General features: G+C 70.1%; 23 protein-coding genes and 4 pseudogenes. 11 read left to right on the forward strand and 16 right to left on the reverse strand.

Annotated elements, in window-relative coordinates:
* Positions 1 to 2 precede the first annotated feature (2 nt).
* From HK415_RS08005 to HK415_RS08010, 3 genes are read right to left on the reverse strand one after another with little or no spacing between them, the layout of a single operon-like run.
* Entirely contained in the window at positions 3 to 695 is a 693-nt protein-coding gene (locus HK415_RS08005) for a c-type cytochrome (protein WP_171557963.1), read from the reverse strand.
* Complete coding sequence (locus HK415_RS23830) at positions 692 to 973, reverse strand: PQQ-dependent sugar dehydrogenase family protein (RefSeq protein ID WP_216369753.1); 282 nt, start codon at positions 971 to 973, stop codon at positions 692 to 694. Before HK415_RS23830 ends, HK415_RS08005 begins: the two co-directional genes overlap by 4 nt.
* A complete protein-coding gene (locus tag HK415_RS08010; RefSeq protein ID WP_216369754.1) occupies positions 970 to 1,887 on the reverse strand; it encodes a PQQ-dependent sugar dehydrogenase in 918 nt (305 codons plus the stop codon). Before HK415_RS08010 ends, HK415_RS23830 begins: the two co-directional genes overlap by 4 nt.
* A gap of 237 nt (positions 1,888 to 2,124) precedes the next feature.
* On the opposite strand from HK415_RS08010, the gene HK415_RS08015 reads away from it, so the two are divergent.
* The 4 genes from HK415_RS08015 to HK415_RS08030 all read left to right on the forward strand — a co-directional run bounded on the left by HK415_RS08015 (position 2,125) and on the right by HK415_RS08030 (position 6,382).
* Positions 2,125 to 2,883, forward strand: coding sequence for an HAD family hydrolase (locus HK415_RS08015; protein WP_171557966.1), 759 nt, complete (start codon positions 2,125 to 2,127; stop codon positions 2,881 to 2,883).
* Between the two features lie 201 nt (positions 2,884 to 3,084).
* A complete protein-coding gene (locus tag HK415_RS08020) occupies positions 3,085 to 4,131 on the forward strand; it encodes an extracellular catalytic domain type 1 short-chain-length polyhydroxyalkanoate depolymerase (protein WP_253261812.1) in 1,047 nt (348 codons plus the stop codon).
* A 147-nt stretch (positions 4,132 to 4,278) separates the two neighbouring features.
* The gene (locus HK415_RS08025) at positions 4,279 to 5,874 is read left to right on the forward strand and encodes a hypothetical protein (RefSeq protein WP_171557970.1); all 1,596 of its coding nucleotides are present in this window, start codon (positions 4,279 to 4,281) and stop codon (positions 5,872 to 5,874) included.
* Between the two features lie 43 nt (positions 5,875 to 5,917).
* Positions 5,918 to 6,382: a tetratricopeptide repeat protein gene (locus tag HK415_RS08030; protein WP_171557973.1), complete on the forward strand. Its 465-nt coding sequence runs from the start codon at positions 5,918 to 5,920 to the stop codon at positions 6,380 to 6,382.
* Positions 6,383 to 6,398: 16 nt separating this feature from the next.
* Here the strand turns inward: HK415_RS08030 and HK415_RS08035 are convergent, their stop codons facing one another.
* A complete protein-coding gene (locus HK415_RS08035; RefSeq protein ID WP_171563248.1) occupies positions 6,399 to 7,292 on the reverse strand; it encodes a ketopantoate reductase family protein in 894 nt (297 codons plus the stop codon).
* A 107-nt stretch (positions 7,293 to 7,399) separates the two neighbouring features.
* Here HK415_RS08035 and HK415_RS24760 point away from each other — a divergent pair.
* The 4 genes and pseudogenes from HK415_RS24760 to HK415_RS08055 all read left to right on the forward strand — a co-directional run.
* A pseudogene (locus HK415_RS24760) lies at positions 7,400 to 8,071 on the forward strand (phosphotransferase); the annotation flags it as partial.
* Between the two features lie 301 nt (positions 8,072 to 8,372).
* Positions 8,373 to 9,650, forward strand: a complete 1,278-nt coding sequence (gene eno / locus HK415_RS08045) for a phosphopyruvate hydratase (protein WP_171557975.1) — start codon at positions 8,373 to 8,375, stop codon at positions 9,648 to 9,650.
* 154 nt (positions 9,651 to 9,804) lie between these two features.
* Positions 9,805 to 10,305, forward strand: coding sequence for a hypothetical protein (locus tag HK415_RS08050; RefSeq protein WP_171557977.1), 501 nt, complete (start codon positions 9,805 to 9,807; stop codon positions 10,303 to 10,305).
* Positions 10,306 to 10,369: 64 nt separating this feature from the next.
* A complete protein-coding gene (locus HK415_RS08055) occupies positions 10,370 to 10,837 on the forward strand; it encodes an EVE domain-containing protein (RefSeq protein WP_171557981.1) in 468 nt (155 codons plus the stop codon).
* Positions 10,838 to 10,855: 18 nt separating this feature from the next.
* On the opposite strand, the gene HK415_RS08060 is transcribed toward HK415_RS08055, so the two are convergent.
* Together HK415_RS08060 and HK415_RS08065 are read right to left on the reverse strand one after the other, a co-directional pair.
* Positions 10,856 to 11,167 carry a nitroreductase family protein gene (locus tag HK415_RS08060; protein WP_171557983.1) on the reverse strand — a complete coding sequence of 104 codons (312 nt, stop codon included), beginning with the start codon at positions 11,165 to 11,167 and terminating at the stop codon, positions 10,856 to 10,858.
* On the reverse strand, positions 11,098 to 11,805 hold the full coding sequence (locus tag HK415_RS08065; protein ID WP_171557986.1) for a nitroreductase family protein: 708 nt from the start codon (positions 11,803 to 11,805) through the stop codon (positions 11,098 to 11,100). Before HK415_RS08065 ends, HK415_RS08060 begins: the two co-directional genes overlap by 70 nt.
* Positions 11,806 to 11,944: 139 nt before the next feature.
* On the opposite strand from HK415_RS08065, the gene HK415_RS08070 reads away from it, so the two are divergent.
* Positions 11,945 to 12,724, forward strand: a complete 780-nt coding sequence (locus HK415_RS08070; protein ID WP_171557988.1) for a sulfite exporter TauE/SafE family protein — start codon at positions 11,945 to 11,947, stop codon at positions 12,722 to 12,724.
* Here HK415_RS08070 and HK415_RS26245 read toward each other — a convergent pair.
* The gene (locus HK415_RS26245) at positions 12,657 to 13,553 is read right to left on the reverse strand and encodes a hypothetical protein (protein WP_309246625.1); all 897 of its coding nucleotides are present in this window, start codon (positions 13,551 to 13,553) and stop codon (positions 12,657 to 12,659) included. The two genes, HK415_RS08070 and HK415_RS26245, sit on opposite strands and share 68 nt — an antisense overlap.
* Here HK415_RS26245 and HK415_RS24765 point away from each other — a divergent pair.
* Positions 13,446 to 13,688, forward strand: a pseudogene (locus tag HK415_RS24765) (M3 family metallopeptidase); the annotation flags it as partial. The gene HK415_RS26245 and the pseudogene HK415_RS24765 sit on opposite strands and share 108 nt — an antisense overlap.
* Positions 13,689 to 13,695: 7 nt before the next feature.
* Entirely contained in the window at positions 13,696 to 14,763 is a 1,068-nt protein-coding gene (locus HK415_RS24770) for a M3 family metallopeptidase (RefSeq protein ID WP_309246626.1), read from the forward strand.
* A 143-nt stretch (positions 14,764 to 14,906) separates the two neighbouring features.
* Here the strand turns inward: HK415_RS24770 and clpA are convergent.
* From clpA to HK415_RS23845, 9 genes and pseudogenes are all read right to left on the reverse strand, one after another.
* Positions 14,907 to 17,251 (reverse strand): annotated as a pseudogene (clpA, locus tag HK415_RS08080) (ATP-dependent Clp protease ATP-binding subunit ClpA).
* Between the two features lie 55 nt (positions 17,252 to 17,306).
* The gene (gene clpS, locus HK415_RS08085; protein ID WP_171563249.1) at positions 17,307 to 17,624 is read right to left on the reverse strand and encodes an ATP-dependent Clp protease adapter ClpS; all 318 of its coding nucleotides are present in this window, start codon (positions 17,622 to 17,624) and stop codon (positions 17,307 to 17,309) included.
* Positions 17,625 to 17,734: 110 nt separating this feature from the next.
* Positions 17,735 to 19,003: an RT0821/Lpp0805 family surface protein gene (locus HK415_RS27445; RefSeq protein WP_171557991.1), complete on the reverse strand. Its 1,269-nt coding sequence runs from the start codon at positions 19,001 to 19,003 to the stop codon at positions 17,735 to 17,737.
* A gap of 95 nt (positions 19,004 to 19,098) precedes the next feature.
* A complete protein-coding gene (gene ubiD / locus HK415_RS08095; protein ID WP_171557993.1) occupies positions 19,099 to 20,583 on the reverse strand; it encodes a 4-hydroxy-3-polyprenylbenzoate decarboxylase in 1,485 nt (494 codons plus the stop codon).
* A 1-nt stretch (position 20,584) separates the two neighbouring features.
* On the reverse strand, positions 20,585 to 21,181 hold the full coding sequence (locus tag HK415_RS08100) for a UbiX family flavin prenyltransferase (protein ID WP_171557996.1): 597 nt from the start codon (positions 21,179 to 21,181) through the stop codon (positions 20,585 to 20,587).
* Positions 21,172 to 21,666 (reverse strand): ubiquinone anaerobic biosynthesis accessory factor UbiT, encoded by a 495-nt coding sequence (gene ubiT, locus HK415_RS08105; RefSeq protein WP_171557998.1) that lies wholly within the window; start codon positions 21,664 to 21,666, stop codon positions 21,172 to 21,174. Before ubiT ends, HK415_RS08100 begins: the two co-directional genes overlap by 10 nt.
* A complete protein-coding gene (locus HK415_RS08110) occupies positions 21,663 to 22,562 on the reverse strand; it encodes a U32 family peptidase (protein ID WP_171558000.1) in 900 nt (299 codons plus the stop codon). Before HK415_RS08110 ends, ubiT begins: the two co-directional genes overlap by 4 nt.
* Positions 22,563 to 22,566: 4 nt before the next feature.
* Positions 22,567 to 23,621 (reverse strand): annotated as a pseudogene (gene ubiU / locus HK415_RS08115) (ubiquinone anaerobic biosynthesis protein UbiU).
* A gap of 109 nt (positions 23,622 to 23,730) precedes the next feature.
* Positions 23,731 to 24,267: a hypothetical protein gene (locus HK415_RS23845; protein WP_216369924.1), complete on the reverse strand. Its 537-nt coding sequence runs from the start codon at positions 24,265 to 24,267 to the stop codon at positions 23,731 to 23,733.
* Positions 24,268 to 24,269: the final 2 nt, after the last annotated feature.

A 24,269-nucleotide genomic window follows, 5' to 3' on the forward strand; every position in this document is an offset into this window, starting at 1 on the left:
AGTCAGGGCGGAGTGACGCCCGGGAACCTCGCCACGAAGTAAGCCAGCGTGTCGAGGTCGTCCACCGGCACGTGGCTCACCGCTGCCGTCATCGCCTGCGTATAACCCGCGCGCGTGCCGGCCTGGAAGCCGCGCAGCGTCATCTTCAGGTAGTCCTCGCGCTGGCCGGCGATGCGCGGAACCTGCTGGCCGCCATCCAGCGCGGCACCGTGGCAGGCCACGCACCTGTGCTGCTGTGCCAGCGCGCGTCCTTGGCCATGCCATGCGCGCCGGATCCGAGCTGCGGCCGGTGGCGGCGCCGGGACCGGCGGCAGCGTTCCGATGTGGTCGGAGAAGCCGCGCAGGTCGTCGTCGCTCATGTTCTTGGCGACGGCGTTCATCGCATCGCTGCCGCGCCGCGCCTCGCGGAACAGGAACAGCTGCGTGATGGCGTACAGCGAAGGCTGGCCCGCCAGCACCGGCGTGAGCGGCATGTCGCTGCGCCCGTTGGCGCCGTGGCAGGCCGCGCACTCGGCGGCGAAGCGCTGTGCGTATTTCGCCGCCGTGCCGTCCCTGGCCTTCGCCGCGGCGCTGGCGGCGCTCGCCGCGGCGCGGGCCTTGCGGGCCTTGTCCTGTGCTCCCGCTTGCGGAGCGGCGGCCACCAGGACCAGCATGGCCGTGCAGGACGCGAGGCCCGTTGCCCAGGCCCTCCTCATTTCTTCCCGTAGCTGATGCGGTAGATGGCACCGGCGTGGTCGTCGCTCACCAGCAGCGATCCGTCCCTGAGGATCAGGAAGTCCACCGGCCGGCCGAGGTAGTTGTTGTTCTCGACGAAGCCCGTCATGAAGGGCTCGACCTTCGCGCCGCCCTTGCCGTCAGGCCAGGCGACCGAGACGTCGGCGTACTTGATGGTGCGGTTCCACGGGCCATGGCGGGCGATGAACATGGCGCCGCGGTACTTGGGCGGGAACATCTTGCCGGTGTAGAACTTCATGCCCAGCGAACCTGCGTGGGGCCCAGCAGCGCCGCCGGCTTCTGGTAGTCGTTGCAGGACTTGCCCCAGCCGAATTCCGGGTCCGGCAGGTTGCCCTGGTGGCAGAACGGATAGCCGAAGTGCTGCTGGCCGGGCTTGGTGACCACGTTCAGCTCGTCGTTCGGCAGTTCCTCGCTCAACCAGTCGCGCCCGTTGTCGGTGAACCAGAGGTTGCCGGTCTTCGGGTCGAAGTCGAAGCCCACCGTGTTGCGCACACCGGAGGCGATCGTCTCGAGACCGCTGCCATCGAGGTTCATGCGGTAGATCTTGGCCCACTGGCCGGGATCGCAGATGTTGCAGGGCGCGCCGACCGCGTAGTACAGCTTGTTGTCGCGGATGCGCAGGTACTTCCAGCTGTGGTCCGTGCCGCCGGGAAGCGTGTCGTAGATCACCTTGGGCTCGCCCAGGTTGTCCAGTTTCCCATCGACGTTGTCCCAGCGCATGATCTTCGTGTTCGTCGCGAGGAACAGGCTGCCGTTGTGGTACTCGATGCCGGTGGCCAGCGGCATCTTGTCGACGATCACCTTGGCCTGGCGGTTGCCCTGCTCGGGCACCACGTAGACCTTGTTGGCGACGAACAGCGAACTGACGAAGACGTTGCCGTTCGGTCCCTGGCGCAGGCCGCGCGCGTCGAGGATGCCCGAGGCCCAGGTCTCCACCTTGAAACCGGGCGGCAGCTTGAACTTCGACGTGGGCAGCTTGTCCGCTGCGGTGGGAATCGGGAACGCCGGCACCGGCGCCATCTTCATGGCGGTGTCGTTCGCCTTCGGGCGTCCCTTGGCCCAGCCCGGTTCTTCCGCGGGCGGCGTCTGCGCCAGCACCGAGAAGCCCGCGCACAGCGCGCCCAGGGCAATGAGAGATCGAACGTTCCTCATGACTCGTCTCCTTTGGGGTTTTTGGTGGCGAGGATTCTGGAGGAAGCCCATGCACCGGGCAATGAGGCAAGCGCCTATGGATGAGACTCGAAGGGTCATGTTTCCAAGCGTCATCAACGACACAGCCCGTCACGTGCCGCTAGAGCTGCAGGGCTTGTCGCGGATGAGCTGCATCGCGCGTCACGCGCAGCCCTTCGCCGCCACACGCCGTCACGCGCATCTTCTATCCTCGGGGCCATGCCCCTGGAACTCGCGCGCGTGCGTGCCCTCTGCTTCGACGTCGACGGCACCATCGCCGACACCGACGACCACCTGGTTGCCCAGCTCGCCCTGCTGGTGAGCAAGATCCCCGGCGTGAGCGGCCGGCGCAGCGAACGCGTGGCGCGGCAGGTGGTGATGGGCATGGAAACGCCGGTGCATGGCGCCTACGCCCTGCTCGACCGGCTGGGCCTGGACACGCCCGTGGACAAGCTGCGCGCCCGCCTCAAGGCCACCAAGCAGCGCGGCGCCGACCCTGGCCACACGCGCAACCCGGAAGCGCTGGACGAAGTACCGCACGAGATGATGGCCGGCGTGCAGGAGATGCTCAAGACGCTGCACAAGTTCTACCCCATGTGCACCATCTCCACCGGCAGCGCGCCGCGGGTGGAGCGCTTCCTGGAGCACTACGGCGTGCGCGACCTGTTCACCGAAGTCGTGGGCGCGCAGACCACGCAGCGCATGAAGCCGCACCCGGAGCCGCTGCTCTATGCGGCCGGCAAGATGGGCGTGGCGCCCGAGAACTGCCTGATGATCGGCGACACCACCATCGACATCCGCACCGGCCGGTCCGCCGGCGCGCAGACCGTGGGCGTGCTGTGCGGCTTCGGCACCGAGGACGAACTGGTCGCCGCCGGCGCCGGCATGATCCTGCGCACCACCTCCGACCTGCTGGCCGTTCTCGATCCTCAGGAAGACGCGCTGGGCGAGACGGCCAGCCCGGAACCCAAGTCCTAGCCTCGGCGCATCGAGTCCTCCCGCAGGAGGATGAGCTTCCACGCGAGGCTTTCCGGCATCGAAAAAGTGCGTCGCTCGCCTTGTGATCTCCGCGGCACGCCCGATATGTTGCGATGCAATAACCCTTTGGAAAGGCTCGCCATGGGCTTCGATCCCGCCGCGCTCCAGCGAGCGACACAACTCACCCGCGAAGGCCGGCTGATGGACGCCACGCGCGCCATCCAGGAGGCGCTGGGCAACGGCGGCTTCGCGTCCCCCGAGACATCGCACGCGCCGCCGCCCACCTGGGCCGCGAAGGATGACGTCACGGACGTTGAATACCGCGAAGTCTCCAGCGTCCCGATGATCGAGACGCGCGCTGCGCCCGCCTCGGCGCGCCCGGCCCGCGATGCGTCTTTCACCGCCCACGTGTTCGCCTTCGGCGGCCATCGCTGGCGCTATCGCCTGTACGAGCCGCGCCGCGCGGACCCGGCCGCCCTGCTGCCGGTGCTCGTGATGCTGCACGGCTGCAAGCAGGACTCCGAGGACTTCGCCCGCGGCACCGGCATGAACGCGGTCGCGGAACGCGACGGCTTCCTCGTCGTGTATCCCGAGCAGCTGCGCAAGTCCAACCAGATGGGTTGCTGGAACTGGTTCGAGGCGCAGCACCAGCGGCGCGGCGCCGGCGAGCCGGCGATGATCGCCGCGCTGGTACAGGCGGTGGTGGCCAGCCACGGCGGCGATCCGAAGCGCGTGTACGTCGCCGGCCTGTCCGCCGGTGGCGCGATGGCGGCGATCCTGGGCGAGCTCTATCCCGACGTGTTCGCGGCGGTGGGCGTGCACTCGGGCCTGCCCGCAGGATCGGCGAGCGACGTGCCCTCCGCCTTCAGCGCCATGCGCAAGGGCCCGAGCCCGCACGCCGTGGTCGGCCGGCGCGCGGTCGCGATCCCCACGATCGTGTTCCACGGCAGCTCCGACAAGACGGTCGCGCCCGGCAACGGCCAGGCCATCGTGCAGCAGCAGCTGGCAGCGCATGCGACCGGCGGCACCTGGCTGGAACGCGAGGAAGCCCGGCCTGCGCAGGCACAGCGCGCCGCGACGCGCGAGCAGTGGCTGGACGACCAGGGCCAGGTGCGCCTGGAGAGCTGGCGCATCGCCGGCGGGCCGCACGCCTGGTCGGGCGGCCATGCCTCGGGTTCCTTCACGGACCCGCAGGGGCCGGCCGCCTCGGAGGCGATGGCGCGCTTCTTCCTGCGCCACGCCCGCTGACGCCGCCACCCCGCTTACGTTTGCTTGCCGTTGAGGCGACGGTGGCGCCCACCTGCGATTGACCCTCCCCTGCGTGCGGCGCACACTGCCGCACGCAGCGCTGCCCGCCTTCGGCGGACAGGGTTCCTGCGCCATCGTGAGGGCACCATGAACCCGCGTCACTCGCTCACCGCAGCCGCCTGCGCGCTGCTGCTCGCCTCCGGAACCACGCTCGCCCACGAAGCGGAGGGCAAAGGCAACGTCGGGCGCGTGAAGTTCGCATCCTCCTGCAGCGCCGAGGTGCAGCCCCTGCTGGAGACCGGCGTCGCCATGCTGCATTCCTTCTGGTTCAGCGCGACCGAGAAGGCGTTCCGCGAGGTGCTGGCGCGCGAGCCGTCCTGCACCATCGCCCAATGGGGCGTGGCCGCCATCCTGATGGGCAACCCGCTCGCCGGCCAGGGCGCGCTGGCCAGGGATGCCGCCGCCGCGCAGGCCGCCATCGACGCCGGACGGCTCACACCGCCCAAGACGCAGCGCGAGCGCGACTACATCGAGGCGGTCGCCACCTACTACCGCGACTTCGCCTCGCGTCCCGAGCGCGCGCGCCAGCAGTCGCGCGCCGAAGCCTTCCAGGCGCTGGCCGCACGCTACCCGGACGACGACGAGGCGCAGATCTTCGCCGCGCTGTACATCGCCGGCACCCAGTCCCAGTCCGACCAGACCTTCGCCGCCTACCGCAAGGCCGCCGCGGTGCTGGAAACGCAGTTCGTCCGCTACCCCGACCACCCCGGTGTCGCGCATTACCTGATCCACAGCTACGACGCGCCGCCCCTGGCGCAGCAGGGCGTGAAGGCGGCACGGCTGTATGCGGGCATCGCGCCCGCGGCGCCGCACGCGCTGCACATGCCCTCGCACATCTTCACCCGCATCGGCGCCTGGGAGGATTCCGCCGAGACCAACCGCCGCTCGGCCGATGCAGCCAAGAAGAGCGGCGAGCCCGACCAGGCCTATCACGCCAGCGACTACTCCGTGTATGCCTACCTCCAGCTCGGCCGCGATGCCGACGCCCAGCGCGAGATCCAGGATGCGCTGCAGGTGAAGGGCTTCAACGCCGCGGTGCGGACCGCGCCGTACGCGATCGCGGCGATGCCCGCGCGCTACGCACTGGAGCGGGGCGCGTGGCGCGAGGCCATGCAGCTGCAGCCGCAGCCCACCCGCCACCTGTACCCCGATGCCATCACGCATTTCGCCCGGGCGTTCGGGGCCGTGCGCAGCGGCGACACGGCGGCGGCGCAGAAGGAAGCGGCGGAACTGGAGCGGCTGCACAAGGGCCTGCAGGCCGCCGGCGACAACTACTGGGCCAACGAGGTCGAGGTGCAGCGGCTCACCATCGCAGGCTGGCTGGCGCTGGCGAACGGCGAGCGTGCGGAAGCCGTGCGCATGATGCGCGCCGCGGCCGACCTGGAAGACGGCACCGAAAAGCACATCGTCACGCCGGGGCGCGTGCTGCCCGCGCGCGAGCTGCTGGGCGAGATGCTGCTGGAACTCGGGCAGCCGGCGGCCGCGCTGCGCGAATTCGAGACTTCGCAGGTGCGCGAGCCGAACCGCTTCCGCGGCTTCTACGGGGCCGCGCGCGCCGCCGAAGCATCGGGCGATCGCATCAAGGCGGCGCAGTACTACGGCAGGCTCGTGGCCCTCGGCCAGCGCGCCGACAGCCCGCGGCCGGAACTCGTGCGCGCCCGTTCCTGGGTGGCGCAGCGCTGACGGTGGCGGGATCGCGGGGGCCGGCGGGCGGGGGAATCCTGGCGTGCGTGCCGGCGCAGCCTGCCTGCTGCTGGCCGCACTGCTGCTGCCCGCCGCGCGGGCCGAGCCGAGCGAGGACGCGCCGGCCGCGGCGATGCGCGACGCGGACTACGCCGCCGGCAAGGCGGCCCTGGAGCGCAAGGACTGGGGCGAGGCGGTGCGGCGGCTGCAGCTGGCGGCGCAGCGCGACCCCGAGAGCGCCGACCTGCAGAACCACCTGGGCTACGCGCATCGCAATCTCGGCCGGATGCCCGAAGCGCTGCGGCATTACGAACGCGCCATCGCGCTCAACCCGCGGCATCGCGGCGCGCACGAATACATCGGCGAGGCCTACCTCATGCTCGGCGACCTGGCGAACGCGGAAAAGCACCTGGCCGCCCTGCGGCGCATCTGCCTGCTGCCCTGCGAGGAACAGAAGGAGCTGGAAGAGGCCATCCGGCAGCACCGCCTGCGCCCGCAGCGAAGGTGAGCCGGCATCCCGCTGCTCAGGCCTTCTTCTCCAGCAGCTTCACCAGCGCCCACAGCACGCGGTTGGCGGGCGTGGGCACGCCGAGTTCCTGGCCGCGCCGCACCACGTAGCCGTTGAGGAAGTCGATCTCGGTCGGCTTGCCGCGCGCGAGGTCCTGCGCGGTGGAGGAGTACTGCGAGGGCATGCCTTCCACCAGCTTGCGCGTCGCGGTGTGCGCATCGGCCGGCACGTGCACGCCATCGGCCTTGGCGACGGCCAGGCACTCGTCGACCACGTCGCGCATCACGTCCCAGATGCCCTCGCCCCTGACGTTCTCGCCATAGGGCTTCTGCGCGATGGCGGAGATGGCGTTGTAGGCGCAGTTCAGGATCAGCTTGAGCCAGAGCGCGCCGCGCACGTTCGCCGAGATGTCGGTCGGCACGGCCGCCGCGCGCAGCGCCTCGGCGACGCGCTCGCTGGCGAGAGCAGGCTCGATCACCAGTTCGCCGCGGCCGTGGTGCTTCAGGTGGCCGGGGCCGGCCATCTCGGTCGCCACGTAGACCACTGCGGCGGCGACCGGGTGCTCGGGCAGCACGGTCCGCAGCCGGTCGGCGTTGTCCACGCCGTTCTGCAGGCACAGCACCAGGGTGTCCGGGCGCAGGAAGGGCTTGAGCTCGCGGCCCGCGGACTCGGTGTCCATCGACTTGACGCAGAACAGCACGAGGTCCGCACCCCTGGCGCCGCTCGCGTCGGTCACCGCCTCGAGGCGCACCTGCTCGTCGAAGGTCTTCGTCTCCATGCGCAGGCCGTCGCGCCGGACCGCCTCCACGTGCTGCGGCCGCGCGATCAAGGTCACCGCGTGTCCTGCGCGCGCGAGCATGCCGCCGAAGTAGCAGCCGACGGCGCCGGCGCCCATGACGGCGACCTTCAATGACGGGGATGCGGGCATGCCTGGCTCCTTCGGGGTGGGACCGTCATTCTAGGAAGGGATAATGACCCGCGATGGCCTACGTGGATCTCTCGCGCGACGCGGCCGCCATGCGCTGCATCTTCCTGTCCCTCGGCCTCGCCGGCGCAGGCGAGGAAGTGCGGGCAACGGCCCTCACCGGCGGCGTGTCCTCGGGCATCTACCGGGTGGACCTGCGCTCGGGCAGCTACTGCGTCAAGCAGGCGCTGCCGCAGCTGAAGGTGGCCAAGGAATGGAAGGTGCCGGTGGAACGCGTGTTCGCCGAGATCGGCTACCTGCAGGTGGTCGGCGCGATCGCCCCCGGCCAGGTGCCGCGCGTGCTGGGGCAGGACGAGGCCAGCCGCAGCTTCGTCATGCCCTTCCTGGGCGCCGAATACCGCAACTGGAAGGCGGAGCTGCTGGCCGGGCGCCTGGACCCGCAGGTCGCGCCTGCCATGGGGGCGCTCCTGGGCCGCATCCATGCCGCCACGGCCGACGACGCGCAGCTCGCGGCACGCTTCGCCACCGACGACAACTTCCACGCGCTGCGCCTCGAGCCCTACCTGGTGGAGACCGCGCGCATGCATCCCTCCTTCTCCGAGGCCCTGCTGGCGATCGTGCAGCGCACGGCGCAGACGCGGCGCGTGCTGGTGCACGGCGACGTGAGCCCGAAGAACATCCTGGTGGGGCCCGGCGGGCCGGTGCTGCTGGACGCCGAGTGCGCCTGGTTCGGCGACCCGGCCTTCGACCTGGCCTTCTGCCTCAATCACTTCCTGCTCAAGGCGGCGCACCGGCCCGCGCAGGCGGGCGAACTGCTGGCGTCCTTCCGCGCCTTCACCGATGCCTACTGGCCGCACGTGCGCTGGGAGGAGCCGCGGGCGCTGGAGGCGCGCGTCGCCGCCCTGCTGCCGGGCCTCACGCTCGCGCGCATCGACGGCAAGTCGCCGGTGGAGTACCTCGGCGAGCCGCAGCGCGAGGCCGTGCGCCGCGCCAGCATGGCGCTGCTGCAGGCCCCGCCCCTTCCCTGGCCAGCATCGCGTCCCGCTGGGCGCAGGTATTTTCCGCATGACCATCCGAAGCATCCTTGCCCGCCGCATCTGGGATTCGCGCGGCCGCCCCACCATCGAAGTCGAAGTCACCAACGCGGACGGCAGCGTCGGCACCGGCCTGGCGCCTGCGGGTGCCTCGCGCGGCACGCGCGAAGCGGTGGAACTGCGCGACGGCGGCGAGCGCTTCCGCGGCCTGGACGTGCAGAAGGCCGTGCGCGGCATCGAACGGGAGATCGTGCCGGCGCTGCTCGGGCGCGACGCCGCCGACCAGGCCGGCATTGACGCCGCGCTGATCGCGCTGGACGGCACGCCGAACAAGTCGCGCCTGGGCGGCAATGCGCTGATCGCCACCTCGCTGGCCGTGCTGCACGCCGCCGCCGCGCAGGCGCGCCAGCCGCTGTGGCAGTACCTCGCGCAGGGCAGTCCCGTGCAGCTGCCGCTGCCGCAGGTGCAGATCTTCGGCGGCGGTGCGCACGCCGGCCGGCGCGTGGACATCCAGGACTTCATGGTGATCGCCACCGGCGCGAGCTCCTTCGCGCAGGCCATGGAGATGACGGCGGAGGTGTACCGCGCCGCCGGCGAGATCATGGCGGGGCGCGGCGCGCTGGCCGGCGTGGCCGACGAAGGCGGCTGGTGGCCGAACTTCAGCCGCAACGAGGAAGCCCTGGACACGCTGGTGCACGCCATCGTCAAGGCGGGCTACATCCCGGGCGAGGACGTCGCGATCGCGCTGGACATCGCCGCTTCCGAATTCGGCCAGGGCGGCCGTTACCGCCTCGGGCTGGAAGACACCGAGCTGGACACCGACGGGCTGTGCGAGCGCCTGCTGCAATGGCTGGACCGCTATCCCATCGTCTCCATCGAGGATCCGCTGGCGGAGGACGACGAGCGCGGCCTGGCCGCGTTCACCCGCGCCGCGGGCTCACGCGTGCAGGTGGTCGGCGACGACTACCTGGTCACCAACGCCGACCGCGTGCGCGCGGCGTCCGAGGCCGGTGCCTGCAACTGCGTGCTGATCAAGCCCAACCAGGCGGGCACCATCACCGAGACGAAGGCCGCGCTGGATGCCGCGCGCGCCCTTGGTTACGCGACCATCGTGTCCGCGCGCTCGGGCGAAACGGAAGACGTGGCGATCGTGCACCTCGCCACCGGCTGGAACGCGGGCCAGCTCAAGGTCGGCTCCTTCGCCCGTTCCGAGCGCATGGCCAAGTGGAACGAAGGGATTCGCCTGGAAACGCGCCGTCCGGCACCCGCCGGCTTCGCGGGTCGCTCAGTGCTCGCACCGCGGCGCTGAACCCATCCGTCGCGGCTTGTAGGTGAGCCGCCGACACCGCCGAGGTCTTGCAGCCGACGAGGCAGCAGGCTCGAGCGGCGCACCCTGGAGGCAGGCGCCGGGCAGCTGTGCGAACCGCGCGCCAGGCACGACCTCAATCCAAAGGAGATTCTCGATGAGCGACAAAAAGCCAAGCAATCCCGATCCCATCACCGGCGAACCCGGCGCCCACCCCGTCGGCACGGGCCTCGGCGCAGCGGGTGGCGCGGTGGCGGGTGCCACCGTGGGGTCGATCGCGGGCCCGGTGGGCACGCTGGTCGGCGGCGCGGCCGGCGCGATCGCCGGCGGACTGGCCGGCAAGGGCGCGGCCGAAAGCGTGAACCCGACGGCCGAAGACAGCTACTGGCGCGAGAACTACAACAAGCGCCCGAGCTACAAGCAGGGCTACAGCTACGACGACTACGCGCCGGCCTACCGCACCGGCTACACCGGCTGGGAACGCGCCCGCGCTTCCGGCGAGAGCTGGGACAGCTACGAGCCCAAGCTGCGCAGCGAGTACGAGCGCAACCGCGGCTCCTCGCGGCTGGACTGGGAAGAGGCCAAGGACTCCGCGCGTGACGCGTGGCACCGCGTCGAGCGCGCGATGCCGGGCGACGCGGACAAGGACGGCCGCTAGGCGATCAGGGTGGGTGGAACCGGGCAGGCCCTTCGGGGCCTGTTTTTTTCGATAATGGGCCGCCATGAACTACTGGCTCATGAAATCCGAACCGGACGAGGTGTCCGTGGACGACGCGCTCGCCGCGCCCGAGTCCACCGTGCCCTGGACCGGCGTGCGCAACTACCAGGCCCGCAACTTCATGCGCGACGGCATGCGGGTGGGCGACGGCGTGCTGTTCTACCACTCCAGCTGCGCCGAGCCCGGCATCGTCGGCATCGCGCGGGTGGCGTCCACGGCCTACCCCGATCCGACGCAGTTCGACAGGAAATCGCCGTACCACGACCCGGCGTCGAAACGTGAGGAGCCGCGCTGGCTGCTGGTGGACGTGCAGGTGCTGAAGAAGACGCGCAACCTGACACTGCCGGAACTGCGCGCCGACCCCGAGTTGCAGGACCTGGTCGTGCTGCGCAAGGGCAACCGCCTTTCGATCACGCCCGTGGAGCCGCGGCACTGGAAGCGCATCCTGAAGCTGCTCGACGTCCGGGCGTGACCCGGCCCGGAGCGGCGTTCAGACCAGCACGTCCTCGAGAGGCCGCCGCGCGGTGGCAGGCAACTCCGCCTCCGCATAACCCAGGCGCAGCACCAGCTGCGGAATCCCGTCCGCCAGTTCGCGCAGGCGCGGACGCACGCTCGCCACCTGCGCCGGCTGGTTGAGGAAGGACGCCTGCAGCCCGGCGGCGCAGGCCCGCAGCAGGAGGTGCTGCAGGCCCTGGCCGGCGGCGATCCAGCTGGCGGGCGTGTCGTCCGGCGTCACCAGCACCGCGAGCAGCGGCGAGCCGTCCGCGAGCTGCCTGTCCTTGGCCGCGATGCCGTCGCCCATGTCGAAGCTGCGCACCACGAACTGCGCAACGCGCGCGGCCAGGGCCGGCACTGCCAGTCCGTCGCCACGGCGGCGCGGATGCAGCCAGGCCGCGAGCTCGCGCCGCCAGCGGGGATCGCCCCACTGCGCACGGTCGCCTTCGGCCACCAGCAGCGCCAGTTGCTGCCGCTGCCCTTCGACCGTGAGCGGCCGCAGCGTCGCCCCTCCTGTGCGCAGGCGGTGGCCAGGTGGTCCAGCAGCTTCCCCGGCACGGGACGGGCGTCGAAGCGCTGGCGGCAGGTGCGCCGGCGCGCCACGAAGGGCAGCAGGGTGCCGAGATGGGCATCGCGCGTGCCTGGCACCGCCCGGACGCGGGCAAGCAGGTCCGCATCCAGGCGGTCCGGCTGCAGTTGCACCTCGGTGTCCAGGCCCGAGGCGGCGGCCGCCACGCGCAGGTTGAACAGCGCGCAGCCGCAGCTGATCGTGAGCTCGCGGTCGTCGGTGTCGTTGACGGGCAGCGCGCGCGTGCGATCCGCGAACAGCGAGATGGCGTCGCCGTCGACGCGGAAGCACCACGGCTGCGTGTTGTGGCTGGAAGGCGCGAGGATCGCCGCTTCGAGCAGCGCGCGCGTGCGGGTGTCGAGGGTGGCATGCGCCATGGATGCTCCTGGAGTCCTCGTGGCATTGTTCCCGCCGAGGCGCGGGCGCCCTTGACGGCGCGCAAGGGATGCGCGCGGCCGGCCGATAATCGCACCCCATGCCCCGCATCGATTCCTGCCGGCCGCCGACGCGTCTTTCATGACGGGCTGGGAGATCGCCGCCTTCCTGCTGTGCGTGGCCGTCGCCACCTGCGCCCAGAGCATCACCGGCTTCGCACTCGCCCTCATCCTGCTGGGCCTGACCGGCCTGTTCGAGCTGGCGCCGCTGGCGGATGTCGCCAACGTCGCCACGGTGATGGCGCTCTGCACGGCGGTGATCGCCTTGCGCGGCACGCACGACTCGCTGGACTGGCCGATGATGCGCTGGACCGTCACCGGCAGCGTGTTCGGCGTCGCGGCCGGCGTGGCGCTGCTCGCCTGGCTGAGCAGCAACGTCGTGATGGCGCTGCGGCTGCTGCTGGGGCTGGTGGTGATCGCCTGCGCGATCGTCGTGCTGGTGCGCGCGCATCCGCTGCCGCAGCGTTCCTCTGCGGCTTCGTTCCACGGCTTCGGCTTCCTCTCGGGCGTGCTGGGCGGGCTGTTCTCCGCCTCCGGGCCACCGCTGGTGTACCAGTTCTACCGGCAGCCGCTGGCGCTCGACGCGGTGCGCGACACCCTGGGGGCCACGCTCGCGGCCGGTGGCGTGATCCGGCTGGTGATGGTGGTGGCCAGCGGCCAGTTCAGCCTGCGTTCGCTGTGGCTGTCCGCCCTGGCCGTGCCGCTGGCGATGGCGATCACCTGGTGGCTGCGCCGGCATCCGCCGGCATGGCGGCGCGAAACGGTGCTGAAGGTGGTGTGCGTGCTGCTGGTCATCACGGGCGTAGGGCTGATCGCCCCGGCCGCCCAGGCCCTGTGGCCCTGGGCCAGAATGGGTGCATGACCGGCACGCAAGAGAACCCGCTCCTTTCCCCTCGACCGCACCCTACGGCCTGGCACCCTTCGACCGCATCGCGCCCGGCCATTTCGAGCCGGCCTTCACGCTGGCGATGCAGGAGCACCGCGCGGCGCTCGATGCGATCGCCGGCAACGCCGCGCCGGCCACTTTCGACAACACGCTGGCCGCCTTCGACCGCAGCGCGGGCCGGCTGCGGCGCGTGAGCATGGTGTTCCACAATCTCTGTTCGTCGGAGACCTCGCCCGAGCTGCAGGAAGTGCAGCGGCAGCTGGCCCCGGTGCTGGCCGCGCACTACAGCTCCGTCTACCTGCATGCCGGCCTGTTCCAGCGGATCGCGGATCTGCACGAGCGGCGCGCCGTCCTCGGCCTGGACACCGAGGAGATGCGCCTGCTGGAGCGCGTGCACCTCGACTTCGTCCTCACCGGCGCGCGCCTGCCAGCCCCAGCGCAGGCGCGGATCCGGGAGATCGCCCAGGAGCTGGCCGCCTGCCACACGGCCTTCGGGCAGAACGTGCTGCACGACGAATCGACCTGGTCCCTGGTGCTGCACGACGAGGAGGAGATGGCGGGCCTGCCGGAGTTCGTGCGCTCGGCCGCCCGCATGGCGGCGCAACAGCGCGGGCTGGGCGACGTGCACGCGATCACGCTGTCGCGGCCCCTGGCCTCGCCCTTCCTCACCTTTTCCGCGCGGCGCGACCTGCGCGAGCTGGCGTGGCGTGCCTGGGTCGGGCGCGGCGCGCACGCCGGCGAACACGACAACCGGCCGCTGATCGCGCGCATCCTCGCGCTGCGGCACGAAGAGGCACGGCTGCACGGCTACGCGAACTACGCCGAATACGCGCTGGTGGACCGCATGGCGCGCACGCCGCAGGCGGTGGACCGCCTGCTGGACGAGGTGTGGGAGCGCGCCAGGCCCATGGCCGAACGCGATCGCGCGACGCTCGAGGCCATGCAGCGTGCCGCCGGCGTGGACGCGCCGCTTCAGGCCTGGGACTGGCGCTACTGGGCGGGAGAAGCTGCGCCAGCGCGAGTTCGCCGTCGACGACGCCGAGGTCAAGCCCTACTTCCCGCTGGACGCGATGGTGCGGGCCGCCTTCGACTGCGCGCAGCGCCTGTTCGGGCTGCGCTTCACGCCGCGCGAGGACCTCGTGCTGTACCACCCCGACGCGCGCGCCTACGAGGTGCACGACGCGGCCGGCCGCGCCGTCGGCCTGTTCATCCAGGACAACTTCGCGCGCACCAGCAAGCGCAGCGGCGCCTGGATGAGCGCGCTGGCCGTGCAGGGCCGCAACGGCGGCGAGGTGCTGCCGGTCATCCTGAACACCAACAACTTCGCCCAGGCCACGCCCTCGCTGCTGGGTTTCGACGACGTGCGCACCCTGTTCCACGAGTTCGGCCACGGGCTGCACGGCCTGCTCTCCAACGTCACCTACACGCAGCTGGCCGGCACCAGCGTGCTGCGCGACTTCGTGGAGCTGCCCTCGCAGCTGTTCGAGCACTGGATGTCCGAGCCCGAGGTGCTGCGCCAGCACGCGCGCCACGTGGAGACCGGCGAGCCGATCCCGGGCGCCCTGGTGGACCGGTTGCGTGCCGCCGAACGCTTCGGCGAGGCCTACGAGACGGTGCGCTACTGCGGCAGCGCGATCGTCGACATGGCGGTGCACCGCCACCCCGATCCGGCATCGGTCACGGACTGGAGCGCCTTCGAGGAGCAGGTGCTGGAGCAGCGCGGCCTGCCCCACGCGACCGGCATCAACCACCGCCTGACGCACTTCCAGCACCTTTTCAGCAGCAGCGGCTATGCGGCCGGCTACTACGTGTACCTGTGGGCCGAGGTGCTGGATGCCGATGCCTGGAACGCCTTCCAGGAGGCGGGCAGCCCGTTCGATGCGGCGGTGGCGGAGCGCCTGAAGCGCTGCATCTATTCGGTGGGAAACAGCGTGGAGCCGGGGCAGGCGTTCCGCAACTTCCGCGGGCGCGATCCGGTGATCGAGCCGCTGCTGCGGCAGAAGGGGCTGCTGTGACGCCCGTCGCGGTTCGGCTTCGCGCTCACCACGACCTACGGAGGTCCGGCCCGTCTTCGTAGGTCGTGGTGAGCGGCGAAGCCCGAACCGCGACACTCCAGGAAAAAGCCGCCCGAGGGCGGCTTCTTCGTGGACGGCGAGGCCTACTGCCCGTCGGTGGAGATTTCCTCCGGCTCCGGCTTGGCCTTGCCTTCCTTCTTCGGCAGCGGCTGGATGTCCAGCTTCACGTCCGGCGTCTCGGTGCCCTTCTCGTCGGTCTTCACCTCGATGTCCACCGTCAGGCGGCCGCCTTCGGTGAGGCGCCCGAACAGCAGTTCGTCCGCCAGCGCACGACGGATCGTGTCCTGGATCAGGCGCTGCATCGGGCGGGCGCCCATCAGCGGGTCGAAGCCCTTCTTGGCCAGGTACTTGCGCAGCTGGTCGGTGAAGGTGACCTCCACGCGCTTCTCGGCCAGCTGCTGCTCCAGCTGGAGCAGGAACTTGTCGACCACGCGCAGGATGATCTGCTCGTCGAGCGCGCGGAAGCTCACGATCGCGTCCAGGCGGTTGCGGAACTCCGGCGTGAACAGGCGCTTGATGTCGGCCATCTCGTCGCCCTGCTCGCGCGAGTTGGTGAAGCCGATCACCGACTTGTTCATGGTCTCAGCCCCCGCGTTCGTGGTCATGATGATGATCACGTTGCGGAAGTCGGCCTTGCGACCGTTGTTGTCGGTCAGCGTGCCATGGTCCATCACCTGCAGCAGCACGTTGAAGATGTCCGGGTGCGCCTTCTCGATCTCGTCGAGCAGCAGCACCGAGTGCGGCTTCTTCGTGATGGCTTCGGTGAGCAGGCCGCCCTGGTCGAAGCCGACGTAGCCGGGAGGCGCGCCGATCAGGCGCGACACCGCGTGCCGCTCCATGTACTCGGACATGTCGAAGCGGATCAGGTCGATGCCCATGATGTAGGCCAGCTGCTTGGCCGCTTCCGTCTTGCCGACGCCCGTGGGCCCGGAGAACAGGAAGGCGCCGATCGGCTTGTCGCCGCGGCCCAGGCCGCTGCGCGCCATCTTCACGGAAGCCGCCAGCACGTCCAGCGCCTTGTCCTGGCCGAACACCACGCTCTTCAGGTCACGCTCCAGCGTCTGCAGCTTGCTGCGGTCGTCGCTGGACACCGACGCGGGCGGGATGCGCGCGATCTTGGCCACGATCTCCTCGACTTCCGCCTTGGAGATGGTCTTCTTGCGCTTGTTCACCGGCAGGATGCGCTGGGCGGCGCCGGCCTCGTCGATCACGTCGATGGCCTTGTCCGGCAGGTGCCGGTCGTTGATGTACTTCGCGGACAGTTCCGCGGCAGCCTGCAGTGCGGCGGCGGCGTACTTGACGCTGTGGTGCTCCTCGAAGCGCGACTTCAGGCCCTTGAGGATCTCCACCGTCTGCTCCACGCTCGGCTCGACCACGTCGACCTTCTGGAAGCGCCGCGACAGGGCCGCGTCCTTCTCGAAGTGCCGCGGTACTCGGTGAAGGTGGTCGCGCCGATGCACTTGAGCGCCCCGCTCGAGAGCGCGGGCTTGAGCAGGTTCGATGCGTCCAGCGTGCCGCCCGACGCCGCGCCGGCGCCGATCAGGGTGTGGATCTCGTCGATGAACAGGATCGCGTTGGGCTTGTCCTTCAGCGAACGCAGCACGCCCTTCAGGCGCTGCTCGAAGTCGCCGCGGTACTTGGTGCCCGCCAGCAGCGCGCCCATGTCGAGGGAGTACACATTGGAGTCCGCCAGGATCTCCGGCACTTCCTTCTGCACGATGCGCCAGGCCAGGCCCTCGGCGATGGCGGTCTTGCCGACACCGGCCTCGCCCACCAGCAGCGGGTTGTTCTTCCTGCGGCGGCACAGGATCTGGATCACGCGCTCGACCTCGTACTCGCGGCCGATCAGCGGGTCGATCTTGCCGTCCTTGGCCGACTGGTTCAGGTTCAGCGTGAACTGCTCGAGCGGCGAGGCCTTCTCGTTCTTCTCGCTGCCTTCCTCACCTTCGGAGCCCTGGCTCTCGCCGCCCTTGGCCGGCTCGGGCGGGTCGCTCTTCTTGATGCCGTGCGCGATGTAGTTCACCACGTCCAGGCGCGTCACGCCCTGCTGGTGCAGGTAGTACACGGCATGCGAGTCCTTCTCGCCGAAGATGGCGACCAGCACGTTGGCGCCGGTCACTTCCTTCTTGCCGTTGCCGGTGGACTGCACGTGCATGATCGCGCGCTGGATGACGCGCTGGAACCCCAGCGTGGGCTGGGTGTCCACGTCGTCGGTCCCGGCGACCTGGGGCGTGTTGTCCTTGATGAAGTTCGCCAGCGACTTGCGCAGGTCGTCGATGTTGGCGCTGCATGCGCGCAGCACTTCGGCCGCGCTGGGATTGTCCAGCAGGGCCAGCAAGAGATGCTCCACGGTGATGAACTCGTGGCGCTGCTGACGCGCTTCCACGAAGGCCATGTGGAGGCTGACTTCCAATTCCTGGGCAATCATGAGATTTCCTTCTGCCTGTCGTTCAATCTAACTCTACTTCCTTCTGAGCGCCGGCTCACTCCACCGGTTCACTCAAACATTGCAGGGGATGCCCTGCCTGGCGCGCGGCTTCCTGCACCTGCTGGACCTTCGTGGCCGCGACGTCCCGGGAATAGACGCCGCAGATCCCTTTTCCGTCCAGGTGGATCTTGAGCATGATCTGCGTTGCCGTCTCCCTGTCCTTGTTGAAAAACTCCTGGATCACCACCACCACGAATTCCATCGGGGTGTAGTCGTCGTTCAGCATCACGACCTGGTACATCTGCGGGGGCTTGGTCTTCTGGAGCTTCTTCTCCGCCACGACCGAGCCGCCGTCGTCGTCCGACGGCCGGATGACGGGCCCGGCCGGGGAGGAATCGGTGTCTGGCTGGCCATGAAATTCATTCTATCGACGCAAAACAGCACCCGCCGACCCAAGGTGAATTGGTGACGCTCCCGTCACATTCAAGCGACAGCCGCGTCATGCGGCACATTCTTCGCACGAACGCAAGGCCTGCCGAGCAGAAATCGAACAATGACAGGCACTTGCGCTCCACTAAGTGAAAATATTGACAGCTGAGCGCTTCTCAAGGACACTCTCCCGCCTCTGAGGGAACAAAAACGGGGGCGCGCGATCATGGCGACCGGCACTGTCAAGTGGTTCAACGATGCCAAGGGGTTCGGGTTCATCGAGCCTGACGGTGGCGGTTCGGACGTGTTCGCGCATTTTTCGGCGATCACCATGGAAGGCTTCAAGACCCTGAAGCAGGGCTCGCGCGTGAGCTTCGAGATCCAGCAGGGCCCCAAGGGGCAGCTCGCCCAGAACATCCACGCCGAGCCCGGCCCGATCCAGACGCAACCCGCGGGCCCCGGCGTGGACCGCCCGCCGCGCCAGCCGAAGGTGCGCGCACCGCAGTTCCATGCGGCCGGCGGGCACGGCGGCGGCGAACACGCGAACAAATAGCCGTCGTTTCCAATGAAAAAGCCGCCCGGGGGCGGCTTTTTTGCTGCGTCGCTGGCGATCCATACGCCGTCCGGCCGCCGGCATGCCGTGCCGCGCGAGCGCTGCGTTCCCTGCCCCTGGACGCGCATTTCCATCGTGTAGGGCCGGCAATAGGAGCCCTGCACGTAGTTCACCTGGCCGGGCACCACCACGTAGTTCGCCGGGCCGTCGGCCCACTGCACGCGGCGGCCGGCCGGTGCCACTTCCAGCACCTCGCCGACGCAGCCCTGGTCCTGCGCGTCCATGCGCCGGCCGACCTCTCCGCCCACCAGCACGCCCGCGACGGCGCCGCCGACCGTGGCCAGCGTGCGGCCGTCGCCCTTGCCGATCTGGTTGCCCAGCACGCCGCCGACGATGCCGCCGAGGACCTGGCCGACCGCCTTGCTGTTGCAGCGGTAGGTGCCGGCCACCGGGGCGGGACGGTACTGCGGCTTGTAGGCGTAGTGGCCCTGCTCCCGGTGCATCCAGGGCACGACCGCCACGGCCGGCTGCGGCGGCGGCGGCGGCACCACGTAGACCTGGCGCTCAGGCGCCTTGCACTTGCGCTTTTCCTTGTATTCGCCGTCCTTCTTCCACTCGCGCGTCACCTTGCAGTTGCCGTCCCAGAACTCCTCCTTGTGCTTCTTGCCCTTGCCATGGCGATGACCGTGGCGATCGTCATCGTCATCGGCCATGACGAGGCCGGAGGCCAGGACGGCGGCAATGGCGCCGAGGAGGATGGGGGTTCGCATGCGGTGAGGCCTTGTCGAGTGGATGTTCCTCCAACGGTAGCCGGAACGGCCGCGTTGACGGCAGGGTGTAACAGAGCGCAGCCGACAGCGGAGCGTCAGCAGCCCAGCTCTTCACAGAGCTGTTGGACGCGCGCCGCGACCGCCGGTTCCATGGCGATCGGCCGGCCCCATTCGCGCTGGGTCTCGCCGGGCCACTTGTTGGTGGCGTCCATGCCCATCTTGCTGCCCAGGCCCGCAACCGGCGAGGCGAAGTCCAGGTAGTCGATCGGCGTGTGCTCGATCATCATCGTGTCGCGCGCCGGGTCCATGCGAGTGCTCAGGGCCCACATGACCTCGCGCCAGTCGCGCACGTCCACGTCGTCGTCCACCACCAGCACGAACTTGGTGTACATGAACTGGCGCAGGTGGCTCCACACGCCCATCATCACGCGCCGCGCGTGGCCCGGGTAGGCCTTGCGGATGCTCACCACCGCCATGCGGTAGCTGCAGGCTTCCGGCGGCAGGTAGAAGTCCACGATCTCCGGGAACTGGCGCTGCAGCAGCGGGATGAACAGTTCGTTCATCGCCAGGCCCAGCACCGCCGGCTCGTCGGGCGGCTTGCCGGTGTAGGTGGAGTGGTAGATGGGGTCGCGCCGCATGGTGATGCGGTCGATCGTGAGCACCGGGAAGGACGCCTGCTCGTTGTAGTAGCCGGTGTGGTCGCCGTAAGGGCCCTCCAGCGCGTGCTCGAAGCCGCTCGGGTGCGCAGGATCCGGGCGCACGTGGCCTTCCAGCACGATCTCCGCCGTGGCCGGCACGCGCAGCGGCACGCCGATGGCGGGCGCGACTTCGGTGCGGCTGCCACGCAGCAGGCCGGCGAACTGGTATTCCGACAGCGAGTCCGGCACCGGCGTCACCGCCCCCAGCAGCGTGGCCGGATCGGCACCGAGGGCCACGGCCACCGGGTACGGCTCGCCCGGGTGCGCCAGGCAGTGGTCGCGGAAATCGAGCGCGCCGCCCCGGTGCGGCAGCCAGCGCAGGATCAGGCGGTTGCGCGAGAGCACCTGCTGGCGGTAGATGCCCAGGTTCTGGCGCGGCTTGTTCGGGCCCTTGGTGATGGTGAGCCCCCAGGTGATCAGGGGCGCGACGTCGCCCGGCCAGCAGTGCTGCACCGGCAGCATGCCGAGGTCGACGTCCTCGCCCTCGAACACCTTTTCCTGGCAGGCTGCGCTGGAGAGTTCGCGCGGCGCCATGTGCCACAGGCGCTTGAGCAGGTCCGTCATGCCCAGCATCTCCTTGAAGCCGCGCGGCGGCTGAGGCTCCTTCAGGCGCGCGAGCAGCTCGCCGAAGGGACGCACGCCCTTCAGGTCGGCCACGCCCATGGCGCGGGCCACGCGCTGCGGCGTGCCGAACAGGTTGGCCAGCACCGGCATGCGGTGGCCAGTGGGTTGCTCGAACAGCAGCGCCGGGCCGCCGGCGCGCAGCACGCGGTCGGCCACCGCGGTCATCTCCAGGTGCGGCGACACCGGCTGCCGCACGCGGCGCAGGTCACCGTCCTGCTCCAGTTGCGCGATGAACTCGCGCAGGTCCCGGTAAGTCATCTCAGGCCGCGGTTTCGCCGGCCCAGCGCGCCGACAGCGCGTGCGGCACGTCCAGCAGGTCCAGCGTGCGCGCCACCGCCTGGTCGACGATGTCCTGCACGGTCTGCGGCCGCAGGTAGAAGGCGGGCACGGGCGGCGCGACGATGGCGCCCATCTCGGTCACGACGATCATGTTGCGCAGGTGGCCCAGGTGCAGCGGCGTCTCGCGCACCATCAGCACCAGCCGGCGGCGCTCCTTGAGCATCACGTCGGCGGCGCGGGTGATCAGGTTGTCGCCCAGGCCGTGGGCGATCGCCGCCAGCGTGCGCATCGAGCACGGCGCGACCGCCATGCCGGCCGCGCGGAAGCTGCCGCTGGCGATGGTGGCGCCGACGTCGCCGACGTCGTGCACGTGGTCCGCAAGCGGCCGCAGGTCGCCGGGCGACATCTGCAGTTCCTGGCGCAGGTTGCGCCAGCCGGCGGGCGACACCACCAGGTGCGACTCGAAGCCGGGCGCGTCGCGCAAGGCCTGCAGCATGCGCACGCCATAGCAGGCGCCGCTGGCGCCCGAGATCGCGACGACGATGCGCTTCGCCGCCTGGGGGTCGCTCAGGCCCATGGGCCGGCGCTCCGCCGCCCGGGATCGCGCGGCGTCCCGGGCTTGCGGCCGAAGCGGCTCAGGTGCTCCAGCACGGGCAGCTCCAGCGCGTCGAGCGTGTTCTTGACGACCAGGCCCAGCTCGGTGTCGCCTTCCATCATGAGACGGCGGCTGAAGAACAGCGTGTCGGGGTCTTCCTCCCGGCGCGCCATGCGCAGGAAGTCGGGGCCGCTGGCGCTGATGGTGAGGTCGGTCTGCGCCTGCCGGGACAGCGGCGCGAAGCGGCTGCCGGTCCAGGTGAAGTCGAAGGAGACGCGCGCGTCGCGCACGTGGATGCGGAACTTGCGGCCCGTCATCAGCTGCGCCACGTCGGCCGGCAGCTGCGGCGCCAGCCCGGCGTTCAGCGCCGTGGACAGCAGCAGCGAGCCGGGATAGGCCGGCAGCTTCTCCAGCAGCGAGGCCACGAAGGGCGGGCATTCGGGCAGCGTGCGCGCGATGATCTTCATGCCGCCACCTCGCTGACGCGGTCGAGGCCGGGGCGCCCGTGCCAGTGGCCGTTGCAGTCCTCGTCGGGCAGCAGCGCGCGCAGCTTCTCCTGCGCGGCGCGGCCCGTCATGTCGCCGTTGCGCGCGGCATCGAACAGGGCGACGACTTCGGCCATGTTCTGCGACTGCGGGCTCAGGCGCAGCACGTCGACGCCGGCCGTGACCAGCTCGCACAGGTCCTGCAGCAGGCTGTACACCCGCGCCGATTGCGTCTGGATGCCATTGAGCACCAGGAAGGGTTCGTCCTCGCGCGTGCGCAGCACCAGGCCGTCCGGGTGGGCGATGCAGCTGAAGCCGCAGTCGTCCTTCGGCAGGTTGGCGTGGCGGGCGGTGAAGCAGCGCGCGGAGAACGCCAGCGGCAGCCGGCCCATGGCGAACACCTCGGTCTCCAGGCCCTCGGGCTTTTCCCGCTGCAGCACGGCGAGGTCGTCGCGCTTCATCTCGGTGGGCATCACCCAGCGCGTGGCGCCCAGCCCGGCCATCCAGCGCAGCGCGTCGCCGTTGTACAGGTTCAGGTGCGGGCCGGCCACGAAGGGCACCTTGCCCGCCAGGCAGTGCACCGAGCCCATCTCGTTGGCCTCGACGGTGAACTCGCCGTTGGCGGCGATCTTGTGCATGGTGGCGACGTCGGCGCCGGACTCCAGCAGCACCTGCGTGGACAGGACCACTTCCTTGCCGGCCTCGCGCAGCATGCCCGCGACCTCCAGCCAGTCGGGCAGGCGCATCTCGTGGCGGCGGGAACAGACCGCTTCGCCCAGGTAGACGATGTCCACCGGCGTTTCCGCCATCCGGGCGTAGAAGGCCAGCACGGTGTCGCGCGGCCAGTAGTACAGCAAGGGGCCGAGGGAAAGCTTCATGGTCCTACTTCCAGTTGCGGTGGTACGCGCCCAGGGTGTGCTGCTGGCCTTCGGCCAGCTGGTCGAGGCCCGCCATCCAGCCGGTGCGCACCGCGTAGCGGTGGCCGAGCTCCAGGCACTGGTCGATCGCTTCGCGCCAGATCTTCGTGACCTGGGCGACATAGGCGGGGCTGCGCTGGCGGCCCTCGATCTTCACGGCGCGCACGCCCATCTTCACCAGCTGCGGCAGCAGGTCGAGCGTGTTCAGGCTGGTGGGTTCCTCGATGGCGTAGAAGGCCTTGTCGTCGGCGACGTCGAAGCGGCCCTTGCACAGCGTGGGGTAGCCGGCGCTCTCGCCGGGTGCGTAGCGGTCGATCAGCACGCCACCCAGGCGCGCTTCCAGCCCCTTGGGCGTCTCCTGCCAGCGCACGGCCTTCGGCGGCGAGCAGACACCGTGGGTGTTGGGCGATTCGCCGGTGACGTAGGAGGACAGCGAGCAGCGGCCCTCCACCATCACGCACAGGCTGCCGAAGCCGAACACCTCGATCTCCACCGGGGTGCGCTGCACCAGCTGCTTGACCTGTTCGAGCGACAGCACGCGCGGCAGCACGGCGCGCTGGATGCCGAACTGCTGGTGGTAGAAGTTGATCGCCTCGTAGTTGGTGGCCGAGCCCTGCACCGACAGGTGCAGGCGCAGCTTCGGGTGTGCGTGCGCGAGGCGTACTGCAGCAGGCCCGGGTCGGCCACGATCACCGCGTCCACGCCCATCTCGGCGGCCTGGTCGATGCTCGATCGCCAGGGGCCGGGATTGCTGGCCTGGGGATAGGTGTTGATCGCCATCAGCACCTTGGTGCCGCGCTCGTGCGCGTAGCGGATGCCGTTCTCGATGGCGGCGCGGTCGAAGTTCAGGCCTGCGAAGTTGCGCGCGTTGGTCGCATCGCGCATGCCCATGTAGACGCAGTCGGCGCCGGCGTCGACGGCGGCCTTGAGGGCCGGCAGGCTGCCGGCGGGGCAGACGAGTTCGAAGGAGGCGGGGTCGGCGGCCGTTTCGGCCACGCCAAAAGGTGCAATTGCGGACATGGGGCCCAGGGGTCCACCGGGGAGAGGCGGACAAGGCGCGAACGATAAGCGTGCGCGCCCCCGGGGTTATGACCGTCGTCAAGCTTTCGCCTGCGCCGGCAGGCGGCCGTCAGGCGATGAAAGCCTCCGCGGGCTGCTCGGCCATCCCCACCGTGGTCATGGGCAGCAGGGTGATGTCGTGCATGCCGTCGCCGAAGTTGAGGTATTCCACGCCGGAAAGGGTGTCCGTTCCGTCACGCCCCAGGATGTGGTCGCTGACCAGGTAGGTCCCGCTCGCCGCGTCCCAGCCGAGGTCGTATTCCCAGGAGTAGCCCCGATAGTTCGCCACGTCGGTGCCGTTGCCGCCCGCCAGCAGGTCGTTGCTCTCCTTGCCCTCCAGCGTGTCGTGGCCGTCCAGGCCCTGGAGGGTGTCGGCGCCATAGGTCCCCGACAGGTACTCGCCGAACTCCGTGCCGACGATGTCCTGGCCGGGGACGCCATCTCGCCGGGGTCGCGCCAGTTGTCGGCGAAGGCCAGCACCTCCACGTCGCGCAGCGTGTCCACGCCCTCGCCGCCCACGTTGTCGGTGACGGTGTACTGGCCGGAGGCGCCGTCGAAGCTCACCGTGTAGTTCCAGCTGTTGCCGTCGTACATGGCCCGGTCCCAACC

This window comes from Ramlibacter montanisoli (assembly GCF_013087525.1).
In the GTDB taxonomy this organism is placed as follows: domain Bacteria; phylum Pseudomonadota; class Gammaproteobacteria; order Burkholderiales; family Burkholderiaceae_C; genus Ramlibacter; species Ramlibacter montanisoli.